The following is a 13,183-nucleotide window of genomic DNA, read 5'->3' as shown; positions in this document are numbered from 1 at the left end:
TTCCTCACCCGGCGGAGGGCAGGCCCAGGACCCGCTTCGCGATGATGTTGCGCTGGATCTGCGAGGTTCCGCCGTACACCGAGGCGGCCCGGGAGTAGAGGTAGTCGCCGAAGAGCGGGCCGGCTCCACTGCTTTCGCCCTCACCGAAGAACTCGCCGGGGAACACCCTCAGCGCCGTCTCGTACAGGCGCTGCTCGGTGCGGGTCATCAGCAGCTTGTCGTAGGACGACTCCGGCCCCGCGGTGCGTCCGGCCAGCCGTTCGGCGGTGCGGCGGCGGGTGTGGGCCACCAGCACCTGGTAGTCCACGTAGCAGCGTCCGATCTCGGAGAGCAGCCCGTCCGGCAGTTCGCCGCGGCGGTCGCGGGCGGAGCGGCGGAGCCGTTCGACCAGCACCCCGTACCGGGAGATGTGGCCGGTGTCGAGCGCGTTGCGCTCGTAGGAGACGGTGGTCATCGCCAGCGGCCAGCCGGTCCCCTCGGCGCCGATGCGCTCCGACTCCTCGATCCTGACGTCGTCCAGGAACAGCTCGCAGAACTCGTCGTCCCCGTTGGCGGCCCGCAGCGGACGCACCGTCACCCCGGCCCGGTCCAGCGGCAGGGCGAAGGCGGAGATCGAGTCGTGCGGCCGGGCCGACGGGTCGGTCGCCCGGTCGGCACGTTCGGTCCTGGCCAGCAGCAGGCAGAGGCCGGAGAACTGCGCGTAGCTGGTCCAGAGCTTCTGTCCGCGGACCAGGTAGTGGCCGTCCTGCCGGGTGGCGGTGGTGGCCATGCCGGCCAGGTCCGATCCGGCGCCGGGTTCGCTGAACCCCTGGCACCAGGTGTCCTCGCCGGACAGCATCCGGGGCAGCCAGCGCCGGCACTGCTCCTCGGAGCCGAACTCCAGCAGGGCGTGCGCGAGGTAGCCGATCCGCGGGATGCCGGGGGCCTGGCAGGCCCCCAACTCGTCGCTGATAGCCACCTGGTGCAGGGTGCTGAGGCCCTGCCCGCCGTACGCCTGCGGAACGTCCAGCCCGACCCAGCCGCCGGAGTGCAGCTGACGGTGCCAGCGGTGCAGGAACACCGGCAGCGGCTCGTCGGCGCCGCGTTCGGGCAGCGGGTGCTCGGCCAGCCAGGTCCGGAACCGCCGGCGCAGCTGGTCCAGATCGGCGGGGTCGCCGAAGTCCAGCGGGGTGTCGCTCGCGGTCGCAGCGGTCACGGTCACGGTCATCGGACGGGCTCCGGTTCGGCCAGGGTGGTCAGCAGGTCGGCCGTGGTCGCCAGGGTGGTGGAGCCCAGCAGGACCCGGCGCAGGTACAGGTGCGCCACGTGCTCCCAGGTCTGGGCGATCCCGCCGAAGACCTGCATGCCGATGGAGACCGCGTCCAGCGCGGAGGCGTTCACCTCGGCCTTGGCGACCCTGGCCGCGGTCAGCGCCCGGGCGGGCGGTTCGTGGTCCAGGCACCAGGCGGCGTACCGGGTGGCGCTGGTGCAGGCCTCGACCAGCACGGTGGCGTCGGCGAGCAGGTGCTGCACCGCCTGGAAGGACCCGATCGCGCGACCGTACTGCCGGCGCTCGCGGGCGTAGTCGACGCTCTGCCCGACGAACGACCGTGCCGCTCCCACGAGTTCGCTGCTCAGCAGGGTCAGTGCGTAGGCCTGCCAGTGCATCAGCCGATCGGGGTCCAGCCGGCCCAGGATCACCGCGGGGGAGTCCGGCGGCACCGAGCGGATGCCGCGCAGCAGGTCGGCGCTGGGGACGGCCCGGCCGAGCGCCAGGCTGGTCACCGTGCCGTCGGGGGCGACATGCAGGGCGCGGTCGGCACCCTCGCAGTCCCAGGCGACCAGGTCGGTGCCCGCGGGCCCCGGGAACCGCAGGTCCGCGGCGAGCGCGATGGTCTGCGACGGGCCGGCGTCCGGTGACACCTGGGCGGGAGACGTCTGGTCGCCGATCAGCCGCAGCAGCTCCGGCGCCAGCAGGACGGTGCCCAGCAGGGAGGTGGTCAGCGGCCGGCTGCCGTGCTCCTCGGCCAGCAGGGCGCACTCCTGCACCGTCGCGGCCGGCGGCGAGGAGCCGCGCAGCTCGGCCAGCCCCAGTTCGCCCAGTGCCTTCTGGGCGGCGGCCCGGTGCGAGGGGTCGGGGTCGGCCGACTCCACCCGGAACCGGGTGGCGAAGGTCCGGACCAGATCCCGTACCAGCATGAACTCCTCAGCCTGCACTGCCCGACTCCTGGTTCGTGGTCCGGCCCGCGGCCGATGCGCTGCCGGCGTGCCGCCGGGCCGTCTTCTCCTGCAGCTCGGCGACGATCCGGACGTGGTCCGGGCTGGTCATCGTCAGCTGCTCGGACATCAGCGCCGCCTCCATGCCGCCCCGGGAGAGCTGCTCCATCACCACGGCGAGGGCCAGCTTGGTGGCCCGCAGCGCCTCGACGGGTTGGGCCGCGAGGCGGTGCGCCAGCGCCAGCGCCTGGTCGCGGAGCTCGGCGGCGGGGACGGTGCGGTTGGCCAGGCCCAGTTCGACGGCGGTGGCGGCGGGGATCCGGTCCCCGGTGAACAGGTACTCCTTCACCCGCAGCATGCTGGTGTGCAGCGGCCAGAGGGTCACCCCGCCGTCGCCGGCCACCAGACCGACGGAGATGTGAGGGTCCGCCAGATAGGCGTCCTCGGCCATCAGCACCAGATCGCAGCCCAGGGCCAGGCTGCAGCCGAGCCCGACCGCCGGGCCGTTGACGGCCGCGACGACGGGCAGCGGGAAGTGCATCATCTGGGTCTGGATGCTGCGGTCGGTGTTGATCGACCACTCCCGCAGCTCCGGATCGGTGTGGTGGCGCCGCAGATGGTCCAGGTCGCCGCCGGCGCTGAAGGCCCGACCTGCGCCGGTGAGCACCACGGCCCGTGCCTGCGGATCCTCGGCGATCTCCCGCCACACCTCGGACAGCCGCCGGTGCAGCTCCTCGGAAACACTGTTCAGCCGTTCCGGCCTGTTCAGCGTGACGATGCGGACGCCACCGTCGGCCGTCACGGTCAGGACAGAGTTCATGTCGCCCATGAGAACCCCATCTCTAATTTTCGATAATGCAATTCTCGCTAGATGCTAGAGGCCTGCCCGAAGCGGCGTCAATGGGGATCACCGACCGGGGGTACGGCGGATCAGCCAGAGGCAGAGGGCGACCAGGAGCAGTGCGGCGCAGAGGAAGGCGGTGAGCTCGTACCACTGGAACTCCCAGTACCGACTGCCGGGTTGGTAGGTCGTCAGACCGTGGTAGGTGGCGGCGACCTTGGTGACGCAGGCGTCGTACGCCTGCGCGACCGAGGCGGGTACCTGGGAGTGCGAGAAGCCGCCGCCCGATCCGCCGCCCGCCCCGGATCCGCCCTGGCCGATGTCGGGGCAGTCGGCCCTGAGAACCTGGTCGGTGAGTCCGCGACCGGAGCGGTCGACGATCCGGATCGAGGTGGTCCAGGCGTCCGGGACGGTCGGCGGAGTCGCTTCGAGGGTGCTCCGGCCCGAGCTGAACAGCACGGACAGCAGCGATCCCTGGGAGCCGTAGCCGGTGGCTGCGGGCGTGAGCACGAAGTCCCTGGTGATCGGCGTGCCCAGGTGCGGCCGGACCAGGTTGGCGAAGGCCGCACGGGCGGCCAGCAGGACGACCGCGGTGGTCGCCATGGCCGGAAGCGTCCGGCGGACCAGCGCACCGACGGTGATCCCGAGGGCCAGGGCGAAGGCGGCGTAGCCGATCGGCACGACGCCGCGTTGGTCGAAGGTGGCGAACACGCTGCGGTCGGCCCGGTCCAGCGGGCTCGCCCACCAGGTCACCAGCAGACTGAGCAGCCCGGTCGCGGTCATCGCGGCCAGGGCGGTGACGCCGATTCTGACGCCCAGCCAGCGTCTGCGGCTGACGCTCTGGGTCCACGCCAGCGGGAGGGTCCCCGCCGCGGCTTCGGACGCCACCAGCGGCGCCCCCCAGAACGCCCCGACGAGCCCGGGCACCACCATCATCAGGACGCCCAGCCAGAGGCGCAGGCTGTCGTCGTGACGACCGGTGACCGCCAGGACGCCGGCGAGGACGGCCAACGCGCCGAAGCCGACCGCGGCCTGCACCCGGAACTGGAGCCATGCGAGACGTATCACGGCCGGGCCTCCCGTGCGGGCTGTGCCATGTGGGTGAGCACCAGGTCCTCCAGGCTCCGACCCGCCGTCAGCAACTCGTCGATCGCCCCGGCCACCCGCAGCCGGGACTCCACCAGCACCACCAGGTAGTCGCACACCCGCTCCACGTCGGCGATCAGGTGGGAGGACAGCAGCACGCTCAACGAGTGCTCCGCCACGACCGCGGACAGCTCCTGGAGGAACTCGCTGCGGGCCAGCGGGTCCAGGCTGGCGACCGGCTCGTCGAGGATCAGCAGCTCCGGCCGCTTGGCGATGGCCAGGGTGAGGGCGAGCTGGGCCCGCTGCCCGCCCGACAGCCGTCCGGCCCGCCGCTGCCGGTCCAGCCCGAGCCGTTCGATCCGGGCCTCGGCGAGCCGGCCGTCCCAGCGCGGGTTCAGCCAGGCGCCGAGACGGAGGTGGTCGGCGACCGAGAGCGACGCGTAGGTGGGCGTGCTCTGGGCGACGAACCCCACCCGGGCGAGCTGGGCCGGGGTGACCGCCGGAGGCCGACCCAGGACCTCCAGGGTTCCCGAGGTGGGCCGCAGGAGTCCGGCTGCCAGCTGCAGCAGGGTGGTCTTCCCGGCCCCGTTCGGACCGACCAGTCCGACCACCTTCCCGGCGGGGATCGCCAGCGTGCAGTCCGCCAGCGCCCAGCGTTGTCGGTAGCGCTTGCCGAGCCCGTTCGCTCGCAGCACCGTCTCCATGGTTGGCCCTTCGCCGTCTTCGGGTGTCGCCTACGGGGAGAAGGAGTACGGGACGGCGGGTCACAGCACCGTCACACCGGGCTGTGACCGCACTGTGTCCCGGGGGCTGCCATCCTTGGCCCCATGAGAGTGCTGGTCGTCGAGGACCACGAGCTGCTGGCCGCAGCCATCGGAACCGGCCTGCGGCGAGCCGGTATGGCTGTCGACATAGCCCTGGACGGTCGCGACGCCCTCGACCGCGCGGCCGTCACCGGCTACGACGTGGTGGTGCTGGACCGGGACCTCCCCGGTGTGCACGGCGACGAGGTCTGCCGAACGCTGGTGGCCGAGCGACCGGAGAGCCGGGTGCTGATGCTCACCGCGGCCGCCGGCGTCAGGGACCGGGTGCAGGGTCTCGGCATCGGCGCCGACGACTACCTGCCGAAGCCCTTCGACTTCAGCGAGTTGGTGGCTCGGATCCGGGCGCTCGGCCGACGCCCCGCCACCTCGCTGCCCCCGGTCCTGGAGGGCGGCGGCCTGACTCTAGACCCCGGCCGCCGGACCGCCTCCCGTGCGGGGCGCAGCCTCGCGCTCAGCCCCAAGGAGTTCGCCGTCCTCGAATGCCTGCTCACCCACGAGGGCCGGGTGGTCTCCGCCGAGGAACTGCTGGAACGGGTCTGGGACGAGGCGGCCAACCCGTTCACCAACACCGTCAAGACGACCATCGGCCGGCTCCGGGCCAAACTCGGTGATCCACCGGTGATCGAGACGGTGCGTGAGGCGGGCTACCGGATCGGACCCGGATGACGACCGGGAACCCCACCCTGCGCACCCGGCTGGCCCTGCTCTACGGGGGGCTCTTCTTCGCGGCAGCCGCCGCGCTGATCGCGTTCGTCGACCTGCCGATGGCGGACGTGAACTCGGCGCAGCCGGCGCCGCGGACGGCCGGCGCACCGACCACCGCCGGCCGGTCCGACGCCTCCAACCTCCATGAGCTGCTGCTGTACTCGGGCATCGCGCTGGTCGTAGCGGCGGGGCTGGCCGCTGTCCTCGGCCGGCTGATGGCCGACCGCGCGCTGCGTCCGTTCCGCGCCGTGGTGACCTCGGCCCGCCGCATCTCGGCCGGCAACCTGCAGGAACGGCTCGCCCTGGACAGCCCCTACGCCGAGTTCAACGAACTCGGCGCGACCCTCGACGACCTCTTCGGCCGCCTCGAGGCGTCGTTCGACGCGCAGCGGCACTTCGTCGCCAACGCCTCGCACGAGCTGCGCACCCCGCTCACCGTGGAGCGGACCCTGCTCCAGGTGGCCCTCGACGATCCCGATGCCACCGTGGAGTCGCTGCGTTCGACCTGCCAGGATCTGCTGGCCATCGGCAGGCAGCAGCAACGCCTGATCGAGGCCCTGCTCACCCTGGCCGACAGCGAACGCGAGCTCGACCAGCCGGAGCCCTTCGACCTCGCCGACCTGGCGGGGACGGTGTTGCTGACCCGCCGTCAGGAAGCCGGGGAGCGTGACGTCCGGATCGACGCGACCCTCGCCCCGGCACCGGCGGCGGGCGACCCCAGCCTGATGACCAGCCTGCTCGCCAACCTGCTGGACAACGCCCTGCACCACAACGTCCCAGGTGGCCGGGTAGAGCTGCGCACCGGCACCGACGCCGACGGCCGGGCAGCCGTCTCCGTCGGCAACACCGGAGCCGTGGTCCCACCCAGCGAGCTCGCCCGCCTCTTCCAGCCGTTCCAACGCCTCGACACCCAGCGAACCCACCGCGCCGACAGCGACCGCCACGGCCTGGGCCTCGCCATCGTCGCCGCGATCGCCCGCGCCCACCGCGCCGACCTGGCCGCCGACGCCCGCCCGGAAGGCGGCCTCGACATCAGGGTGACCTTCGAGACGTCGGGCTGACGACCCCGGCCCTCAGACCTTGGCCGCCTCGCGGAGGTCGGCCGCGCGGGGGCCTGCGTCACCCGGTCGGCCCGGCCGCCCCGGACTGCGTCACCAGGCCGGTCTCATAGGCGATGATCACCAGGTGGACCCGGTCCCGTGCCCCGAGCTTGACCAGCAGGCGGGTCACATAGCCCTTGACGGTTCCCATGCCGATGATCAGGCTGTCGGCGATCTCGGCGTTGGACAGGCCGCGGGCGATCAGCGTCAGCACCTCGCGCTCGCGGTCGGTGACGCCGTCGAGTTGGCGTGGCGGCCGGGCGGGTTCGGTCCGGCCGGCGAACTCCTTGATGAGGCGGCGGGTCACGCTCGGGGCGATCAGTGCGTCCCCGGCGGCCACCACGCGGATTCCGCCGAGGATCTCCTCCAGCGACATGTTCTTGATCAGGAACCCCGACGCACCGGCTCGCAGCGAGCCGTAGACGAATTCGTCGTCGTCGAAGGTGGTGAGCACGACCACGCGCGACGCCCCCGAGCCGGTCAGGATGTGGCGGGTGGCCTCGATGCCGTCCATGCCGGGCATGCGGATGTCCATCACGACCACGTCGGGCCGCAGCTCCCGGGCGAGCCGCACGGCCTCGGCGCCGTTTCCCGCCTCACCGACGACTTCGAGGTCGTCGGTGTCGGCGATGACCACCCGCAGGCTGGCCCGGACCAGGGGCTGGTCGTCGACGAGGAGGACCCGGACGCTCGTCATCAGGCCGCCGCCGGCACAGGGAGCCGGGCGGCCACCCGGAAGCCGCCCTCCGGGCGCGGCCCGGCGCTGAAGTCGCCGTGCAGCAGACCGACCCGCTCGCGCATCCCGACGATCCCGTATCCGTTCGCGGACGCCGGGCCGCCGTGACCGTGTCCGCCGTGGCCGCGTCCGCCGTCGACGACCTCGATGACCAGGTGCTCGTCGCGGTAGTCCACCGAGACCCGGCAGGACGGGGTCTGGGCGTGCCGCACCACGTTGGTGACCGCCTCCTGGATGATGCGGAACGCCGAAAGCTCGATCAGTTCCGGCAGGTTCCGCTGGGCTCCGCGCCACTGCACGTCCACGCGGACGCCGGCGTCGGCGGTGGTGGCGGCCAACTGCTCGACGTCGGCGAGGCCTGGTGCCGGGCCCGGCGTCGGTGCGGTCCCCGTCCCCGTCCCGGGCCCGGGCCCGGCCTCACGGAGCAGTCCGAGCATCCGCTGAAGACCCGTCAGCGTCTCCCGACTGGTGGTCTCGATGGCCGTCAGCGCCTTGCGGGCCTCCAGCGGCTGGGTCTCGATGACCCGGCTCGCGGCCCCTGCCTGGAGCGCGACCAGGCCGGTGCTGTGGGCGACCATGTCGTGCACCTCCCGCGCGATCCGGAGCCGCTCCTCGGTGACGGCGCGGGCGATGGCCTGAGTGCGCACGGTCTCGGCGTGGTCCCGGTTCTGACGGATCGAATTGCCGATGGTCCAGGCGACCACGGCGGTCAGCGCCACCGTCAGCTCCGTCGACTGCTCCACGCCCCACCCGTGGAACAGCCGCACCGCCGCGTAGACGTAGACGACCCCGATGGTCAGGGCCAGAGCGGCGAGTGAGGAGCGGCGCGGGCAGCTGACGGTGATGAAGCCGAGGGCGATGCAGGAGGCCAGCGACTCCTGCAGGGTGAGCTCGGTCAGCCCCATCGCCTCCAGGACCGTCCCGGCCAGCAGCAGGGCCTGCGCAGTCATGGGTCTGCGCCGGAGCAGGATGCAGCCGGCCACCGACATGAGCACGGACAGCAGCAGGCACGCCGAGTTCCAGGGGCCCGGGATCAGCAGATCGGTCCTGGCGAGGACCGTCTGCGTGATTCCGCCGGGCCGGTAGATGCGGTACCCGTCCGGCAGGGTGAAGTACCGGATCAGCGAGAACGGCAGCAAGGTGGCCCAGACCAGCGCCACGCACGCGCCGGGCGAGAGCCGCGTGAGCAACGGCGCGGGCGGTGTGGCGGACATGGGGCGAGCGTATCCACGGGCGGGTCGGCTGCCCAGTGGACCAGGGTCGTATGACCAGGGGTGGGCCCGGGCCCGAGGACAGGGACCGCGGTCAGATGTTCCGCGGCGTCGCGGCAGGCAGCGTTGTCCGGGTGATTGAAGCCAAGGACCTCACCAAGCGCTTCGGCGCGACCACCGCCGTCAACAACCTGTCCTTCACCGTGCAGTCCGGGCAGGTCACCGGATTCCTCGGTCCCAACGGCGCGGGGAAGACCACGACCCTGCGCATGATCCTCGGCCTGAACCGACCCAGCGGCGGGACCGTCACCATCGACGGCCGACCGTTCGCGAGCCATCCGCGCGGGCTGCGGCACGTCGGCGCACTGCTGGACGCCGACGACGTCCACCGCGGGCGCAGCGCGCGGGCCCATCTGTCCGCCCTGGCCCACAGCAACCGGATTCCCCAGCGGCGCGTCGGCGAGGTGCTGGAGGAGGTCGGGCTCGCCGCCGTCGCGCGTCGCCGGGTCGGCGGATTCTCCCTGGGCATGAAGCAGCGCCTGGGCATCGCCACCGCCCTGCTGGGCGACCCGCCGGTACTGCTGTTCGACGAGCCGCTCAACGGCCTGGACCCGGAAGGCGTGCTGTGGGTGCGCGGGCTGTTCCACCGGCTGGCAGCGGAAGGCCGGACCGTCTTCGTCTCCAGCCACATGATGTCCGAGATGGAGCACACCGCCGACCGGCTGGTCGTCATCGGCCAGGGCGAACTGATCGCGGCCGAGAGCCTGACCGAGTTCGCGGCCCGCGGTTCCCGGCTGAGCGTGTTCGTCCGCAGCCCCGACATCGTCGAGCTGGCCCCGGTGCTGGCCGCCGAGGGCGCGGCGGTGGTGCCGGGGGAGGACGGTACCTGCCGGGTGACCGGTCTGACCGCGGTGCGCATCGGCGAGCTGGCCTTCGAGCACCGGTTCATGCTGCACGAACTCACCGTCCGTTCCTCCTCCTTGGAGGAGGCGTTCATGGAACTGACCGCCGACAGTGTCGAATTCCTGGCAGGAGAGGCCCGATGAGCAGCACCCTGACGACCCCGGACCGGACCCCGGACCGGCCGACGCCGGCAGCCCCCGCCGAGCCTGCAGCCCGCTTCCGCGACCTGGTGACCGCCGAGTGGGTGAAGCTGTGGACCCTGCGCTCGACCTACCTGATCGTCGTGGTCACCGTGCTCGCCTGTATCGCGATCGACGTGAACGCGGTGCACAACGACCTCACCTACATCGACCATCCGTTCGTGCCACGGGGGCAGCTCCTGCGTGGGGCCACCACGTCCTCCCGGGTCCTGTACGACCCCCTGGGCAGCAGCCTCAACAAGATCGCCCGTGACCTGATGATGATCGCCTTCGGCAGCCTGGGCGCCATGACGGTCTTCGGCGAGTACAGCAGCGGGCTGGTCCGCACCACCTTCGCGGCCGTTCCCGACCGCCGTTCGGTGGTGGCCGCCAAGCTCTTCGTCGTCGTCACCGTCACGACCCTCGCCGGGCTGGCGGTTTCGGCGATCTCGTTCTTCGTCGCCCAGGGCATGCTGGCCTCCCGCCATCTCGGCCTCTCGATCGGCAGCCCCGGCGCGCTCCAGGCCGTAGCGGCGTTCGCGCTGATCGCGCCGGTCGCGGCCGTCGTCGGCATGGCCCTGGCCGCGCTGATCCGCCACGCGGCGGGCTCCGTCATCGCCGTGGTCGGCGTGCTCCTGCTGCTGCCCATGTTCTTCGGCGGCGACCGCTACAAACTGCTGAAGCAGATCGGCAACTGCATGCCCCTCACCGCCCTGGAACGCCTGAAGATCGACCCCGACCCCGCCCTCCACCAGGACCTGGGCAAGTACGCCCCGACCATCACCACAGCCTGGACGGTACTGGCTACCTGGGCCCTCATCAGCGCCGTCGTGGCCCTGGTCGTCGTGAGACGACGGGACGTATAGCCTCCGCGTTTCAGCTGGGGCTGATTCAGCCGCTCTGATCGTCTCCAGAGTGGGGTTCGGTGGTTGGGCATGGCGAGGCTGACGCGTGGCCGGATGCTCCAGTGCTTCGTCAGGTGGGTGGTGGGTAAGGACGGCTCCGCTGCTCAGGTTGCGGGTCGCGGCAGGGCTGACAGGCGGGAAGGGCTGGCGAAGTTTGGTCGGGGAGTGGTGGCTGTCTGAACGGCGAAGTCCTCGTCGTCAGAACTGAGCAGGCGGGGACGGACTCCCGCCCGCTGAGGGTCGCAGGCCAAACCGATCCCGTTGAACCGGTGGATCACGTCGCGGACGGTGTCCTCGTCGGTCTACACCAGCTTCGCGATCACCGGGACCCCGATACCCATGGCTGAGGCCAGCAGCATCATCGCTCGCCCGAAGGGAACGTCTACTGACTGTGTCCAACTCACGCCCACCGGTACCGCGGGCTGCCAGGAGAGCGCCCACCTTCTGCAACCGCGGTATCGGGCCGCCGGGTGGGGCTGCGGGGCGATGTCCCCGGTGGTGACGTCGCCACCGTGGTCAACTGCCCCACCGTCACCGTCCGATGGAGCCTGGCGACGAACGCATCCAGTCAACCAGGCTCATACTGACCCGTCGACCGTCGCGCTCCGCGACGTGAACGGAGAGCCTAGGACGAGTGCGGTGATCCTTGGGGGCGATCGGAGGATTTGCGACGGACTACATCGATCCGCAGCACGATTGGGGACAGTCTTCGGCAGCAGGACAGGGGTAGTAGTGACAGCGGATGCATCCCGAGACGCCCAGAGGCGGATCGAACAAGCCCGCATGCGGGGGGTGACAAGCCTGGACTTGAGCAGCCTTGGACTCGAGAGTGTTCCTCCCGAGGTCTGGGAACTGACTCAGCTCACCGCCTTGGACCTGAGCTCCAACAAGTTGGAAACGACTCCGTTCGAAGGCAGATTGTCGACGCTGCCGGCGGAGATCGGCCGTCTCACGCGGCTCACCACCTTGAACGTGAGTTTCAACGGCGGGATGGTGTTACCACCGGAGATCGGTGAATTGACCCAGCTCACGTACCTGGACCTGAGCCACAACGGGCGGTTGGTGTTACCTGCGGAGATCGGGAAGCTCACCCAGCTCACGACCCTTTACCTGACCCGGAACGGGCTGCGAGCGTTACCTGCGGAGATCGGGAAGCTCACCCAGCTCACCACCTTGTATGTGAACGGCAACCAACTGTCCGCTCTGCCGGAGTCGTTGGGGCGCCTGGAACAGCTCACTGACCTGCGCTTGGGCGGCAATCCACTGGTCAGTCCGCCACCGGAGATCATCGCGGCGGGGACGGCCTCGGTCGTGGCGTTTTTGGCCGGTGTGACCCGGGACCCGGTGCAGCAGTGGGCGTCGAAGGTCCTGGTCGTGGGTCAAGGCAGGGCAGGAAAGACCTCGTTGTTGAGAGCCTTGAGGGGCGAGGCGTTTGATCCGCAGGAGGACAGCACGCATGGCCTGAGTGTGGGCACGCTGGCGGTGCCGCATCCGGATCCTGAGCATGCTGACGTGAGGATGCGGCTGTCGACGTGGGACTTTGGCGGCCAGGACATCTACCACGCCACGCATCAGTTCTTCCTGTCGGAGCGATCGCTGTTCTTGCTGGTGTGGGACGCGCAGGTGGGGTGGGAGGAAAGCCGTCTTCACTACTGGCTGGACATGATCGCAGCCCGTTCGCCCAAGGCCCCGGTGGTGCTGGTCGCCACCCACCTGGGGCCACGTCCGCCGGACTTTCCCCTCAGCGATCTTCGCCTGGCCTACCCAAGCCTGATGGTGAAGAACTTGTCGGTCGACAGCTGTACAGGTGAGGGGTTGGCAGAACTCCGCACGGTCGTCGCGACGGTTGCGTCCCAACTGCCGCTGATGGGCACGCGATGGCCACGCACCTGGCTGGAGGCAGCCGACGCGGTCCGAGAGCATCCAGAGAACCATGTTTCGGTCGAACAACTGCGAGCGATCATGAGCGGGCGCGGGGTGGCCGACCCCGTGCACCAGGATGCGCTCGCGACCGCCCTGCATAGCCTGGGAGACATCCTGTACTACCCGCAGGAGGTCGGATTGGAGGACCTGGTCGTGCTCCGGCCGCAATGGGTCACCTCCTACATCAGCCGGGTTCTAGACGATCAGGAACTCGACGTTCGCGGCTACTACGGCCTGTTCACCCAGGACCACCAGCGTCGGATCTGGGCAGACCTGGATCCTGAGATGCGCCGTCACTTCGTGACGATGATGGAGCGCTTCGACCTCTCCGATCGTGTCCCTTGGTGTGGTGTAGCCGATCAGTCGGTGGTGGTGTTGGGTAGTGCGGGGGCGCTTTTGGGGAGTTCGGTGGGGTAAAGCTCTTCCATGCTGCCTTCGGGCAGGTAGCGGTGGGGGAAGGCGATCCATTCGTCGTGCAGTTCGAAGAGCACGGCGGTGACGAGCCGCAGCAGGGCGGCGTCGTTGGGGAAGACCTGGACGACGTCGGTGCGGCGTTTGATCTCGCGGTTGATGC

The 13,183-nt window shown here is 70.7% G+C and carries 13 protein-coding genes and 1 pseudogene; 5 read left to right on the top strand and 9 right to left on the bottom strand.

The window, feature by feature from the left end:
- Window positions 1-4: 4 nt before the first annotated feature.
- From ABUW04_RS19905 to ABUW04_RS19885, 5 genes are all read right to left on the bottom strand, one after another.
- Window positions 5-1,207: an acyl-CoA dehydrogenase family protein gene (locus ABUW04_RS19905; RefSeq protein WP_380566010.1), complete on the bottom strand. Its 1,203-nt coding sequence runs from the start codon at window positions 1,205-1,207 to the stop codon at window positions 5-7.
- Window positions 1,204-2,196, bottom strand: coding sequence for an acyl-CoA dehydrogenase family protein (locus ABUW04_RS19900; protein ID WP_380566009.1), 993 nt, complete (start codon window positions 2,194-2,196; stop codon window positions 1,204-1,206). Before ABUW04_RS19900 ends, ABUW04_RS19905 begins: the two co-directional genes overlap by 4 nt.
- Window positions 2,186-3,016: an enoyl-CoA hydratase/isomerase family protein gene (locus tag ABUW04_RS19895; RefSeq protein ID WP_380566008.1), complete on the bottom strand. Its 831-nt coding sequence runs from the start codon at window positions 3,014-3,016 to the stop codon at window positions 2,186-2,188. Before ABUW04_RS19895 ends, ABUW04_RS19900 begins: the two co-directional genes overlap by 11 nt.
- 87 nt (window positions 3,017-3,103) lie before the next feature.
- Window positions 3,104-4,105 carry a hypothetical protein gene (locus ABUW04_RS19890; RefSeq protein WP_380566007.1) on the bottom strand — a complete coding sequence of 334 codons (1,002 nt, stop codon included), beginning with the start codon at window positions 4,103-4,105 and terminating at the stop codon, window positions 3,104-3,106.
- Window positions 4,102-4,818, bottom strand: a complete 717-nt coding sequence (locus tag ABUW04_RS19885) for an ABC transporter ATP-binding protein (RefSeq protein ID WP_380566006.1) — start codon at window positions 4,816-4,818, stop codon at window positions 4,102-4,104. The genes ABUW04_RS19890 and ABUW04_RS19885 overlap by 4 nt, the downstream gene beginning before the upstream one ends.
- A gap of 132 nt (window positions 4,819-4,950) precedes the next feature.
- On the opposite strand from ABUW04_RS19885, the gene ABUW04_RS19880 reads away from it, so the two are divergent.
- Both ABUW04_RS19880 and ABUW04_RS19875 read left to right on the top strand, forming a co-directional pair.
- Window positions 4,951-5,613: a response regulator transcription factor gene (locus tag ABUW04_RS19880; RefSeq protein WP_380566005.1), complete on the top strand. Its 663-nt coding sequence runs from the start codon at window positions 4,951-4,953 to the stop codon at window positions 5,611-5,613.
- A complete protein-coding gene (locus ABUW04_RS19875; RefSeq protein WP_380566004.1) occupies window positions 5,610-6,713 on the top strand; it encodes a sensor histidine kinase in 1,104 nt (367 codons plus the stop codon). The genes ABUW04_RS19880 and ABUW04_RS19875 overlap by 4 nt, the downstream gene beginning before the upstream one ends.
- Before the next feature lie 58 nt (window positions 6,714-6,771).
- Here ABUW04_RS19875 and ABUW04_RS19870 read toward each other — a convergent pair whose 3' ends face one another.
- Window positions 6,772-7,449, bottom strand: a complete 678-nt coding sequence (locus ABUW04_RS19870) for a response regulator (RefSeq protein WP_380566003.1) — start codon at window positions 7,447-7,449, stop codon at window positions 6,772-6,774.
- Window positions 7,449-8,702 (bottom strand): sensor histidine kinase, encoded by a 1,254-nt coding sequence (locus ABUW04_RS19865; protein ID WP_380566002.1) that lies wholly within the window; start codon window positions 8,700-8,702, stop codon window positions 7,449-7,451. The genes ABUW04_RS19870 and ABUW04_RS19865 overlap by 1 nt, the downstream gene beginning before the upstream one ends.
- A gap of 131 nt (window positions 8,703-8,833) precedes the next feature.
- Here ABUW04_RS19865 and ABUW04_RS19860 point away from each other — a divergent pair, with 131 nt between their 5' ends.
- Window positions 8,834-9,745 carry an ABC transporter ATP-binding protein gene (locus ABUW04_RS19860; RefSeq protein ID WP_380566001.1) on the top strand — a complete coding sequence of 304 codons (912 nt, stop codon included), beginning with the start codon at window positions 8,834-8,836 and terminating at the stop codon, window positions 9,743-9,745.
- Window positions 9,742-10,647, top strand: a complete 906-nt coding sequence (locus ABUW04_RS19855; RefSeq protein WP_380566000.1) for an ABC transporter permease — start codon at window positions 9,742-9,744, stop codon at window positions 10,645-10,647. Before ABUW04_RS19860 ends, ABUW04_RS19855 begins: the two co-directional genes overlap by 4 nt.
- A gap of 177 nt (window positions 10,648-10,824) precedes the next feature.
- Here the strand turns inward: ABUW04_RS19855 and ABUW04_RS19850 are convergent.
- Window positions 10,825-11,066 (bottom strand): annotated as a pseudogene (locus ABUW04_RS19850) (helix-turn-helix domain-containing protein); the annotation flags it as partial.
- Between the two features lie 412 nt (window positions 11,067-11,478).
- On the opposite strand from ABUW04_RS19850, the gene ABUW04_RS19845 reads away from it, so the two are divergent.
- Window positions 11,479-13,026, top strand: a complete 1,548-nt coding sequence (locus tag ABUW04_RS19845) for a COR domain-containing protein (protein WP_380565999.1) — start codon at window positions 11,479-11,481, stop codon at window positions 13,024-13,026.
- Here the strand turns inward: ABUW04_RS19845 and ABUW04_RS19840 are convergent.
- A partial coding sequence (locus tag ABUW04_RS19840) for a transposase (RefSeq protein WP_380565998.1) occupies window positions 12,969-13,183 on the bottom strand: 215 nt, incomplete at its 5' end. The genes ABUW04_RS19845 and ABUW04_RS19840 overlap by 58 nt on opposite strands.

It is taken from the genome of Streptacidiphilus jeojiensis (assembly GCF_042510965.1).
Taxonomy (GTDB): Bacteria; Actinomycetota; Actinomycetes; order Streptomycetales; family Streptomycetaceae; genus Streptacidiphilus; species Streptacidiphilus jeojiensis.
Note: the sequence above shows the minus strand (reverse complement) of the source record. Positions and strands in the feature narration are given on the sequence as shown.

Coding starts and splice junctions, on each gene's coding strand:
- ABUW04_RS19870 (WP_380566003.1), bottom strand. CDS start 7,449: ATGACGAGCGTCCGGGTCCTCCTCGTCGACGACCAGCCCCTGGTCCGG.
- ABUW04_RS19855 (WP_380566000.1), top strand. CDS start 9,742: ATGAGCAGCACCCTGACGACCCCGGACCGGACCCCGGACCGGCCGACG.
- ABUW04_RS19895 (WP_380566008.1), bottom strand. CDS start 3,016: ATGAACTCTGTCCTGACCGTGACGGCCGACGGTGGCGTCCGCATCGTC.
- ABUW04_RS19875 (WP_380566004.1), top strand. CDS start 5,610: ATGACGACCGGGAACCCCACCCTGCGCACCCGGCTGGCCCTGCTCTAC.
- ABUW04_RS19865 (WP_380566002.1), bottom strand. CDS start 8,702: ATGTCCGCCACACCGCCCGCGCCGTTGCTCACGCGGCTCTCGCCCGGC.
- ABUW04_RS19905 (WP_380566010.1), bottom strand. CDS start 1,207: ATGACCGTGACCGTGACCGCTGCGACCGCGAGCGACACCCCGCTGGAC.
- ABUW04_RS19880 (WP_380566005.1), top strand. CDS start 4,951: ATGAGAGTGCTGGTCGTCGAGGACCACGAGCTGCTGGCCGCAGCCATC.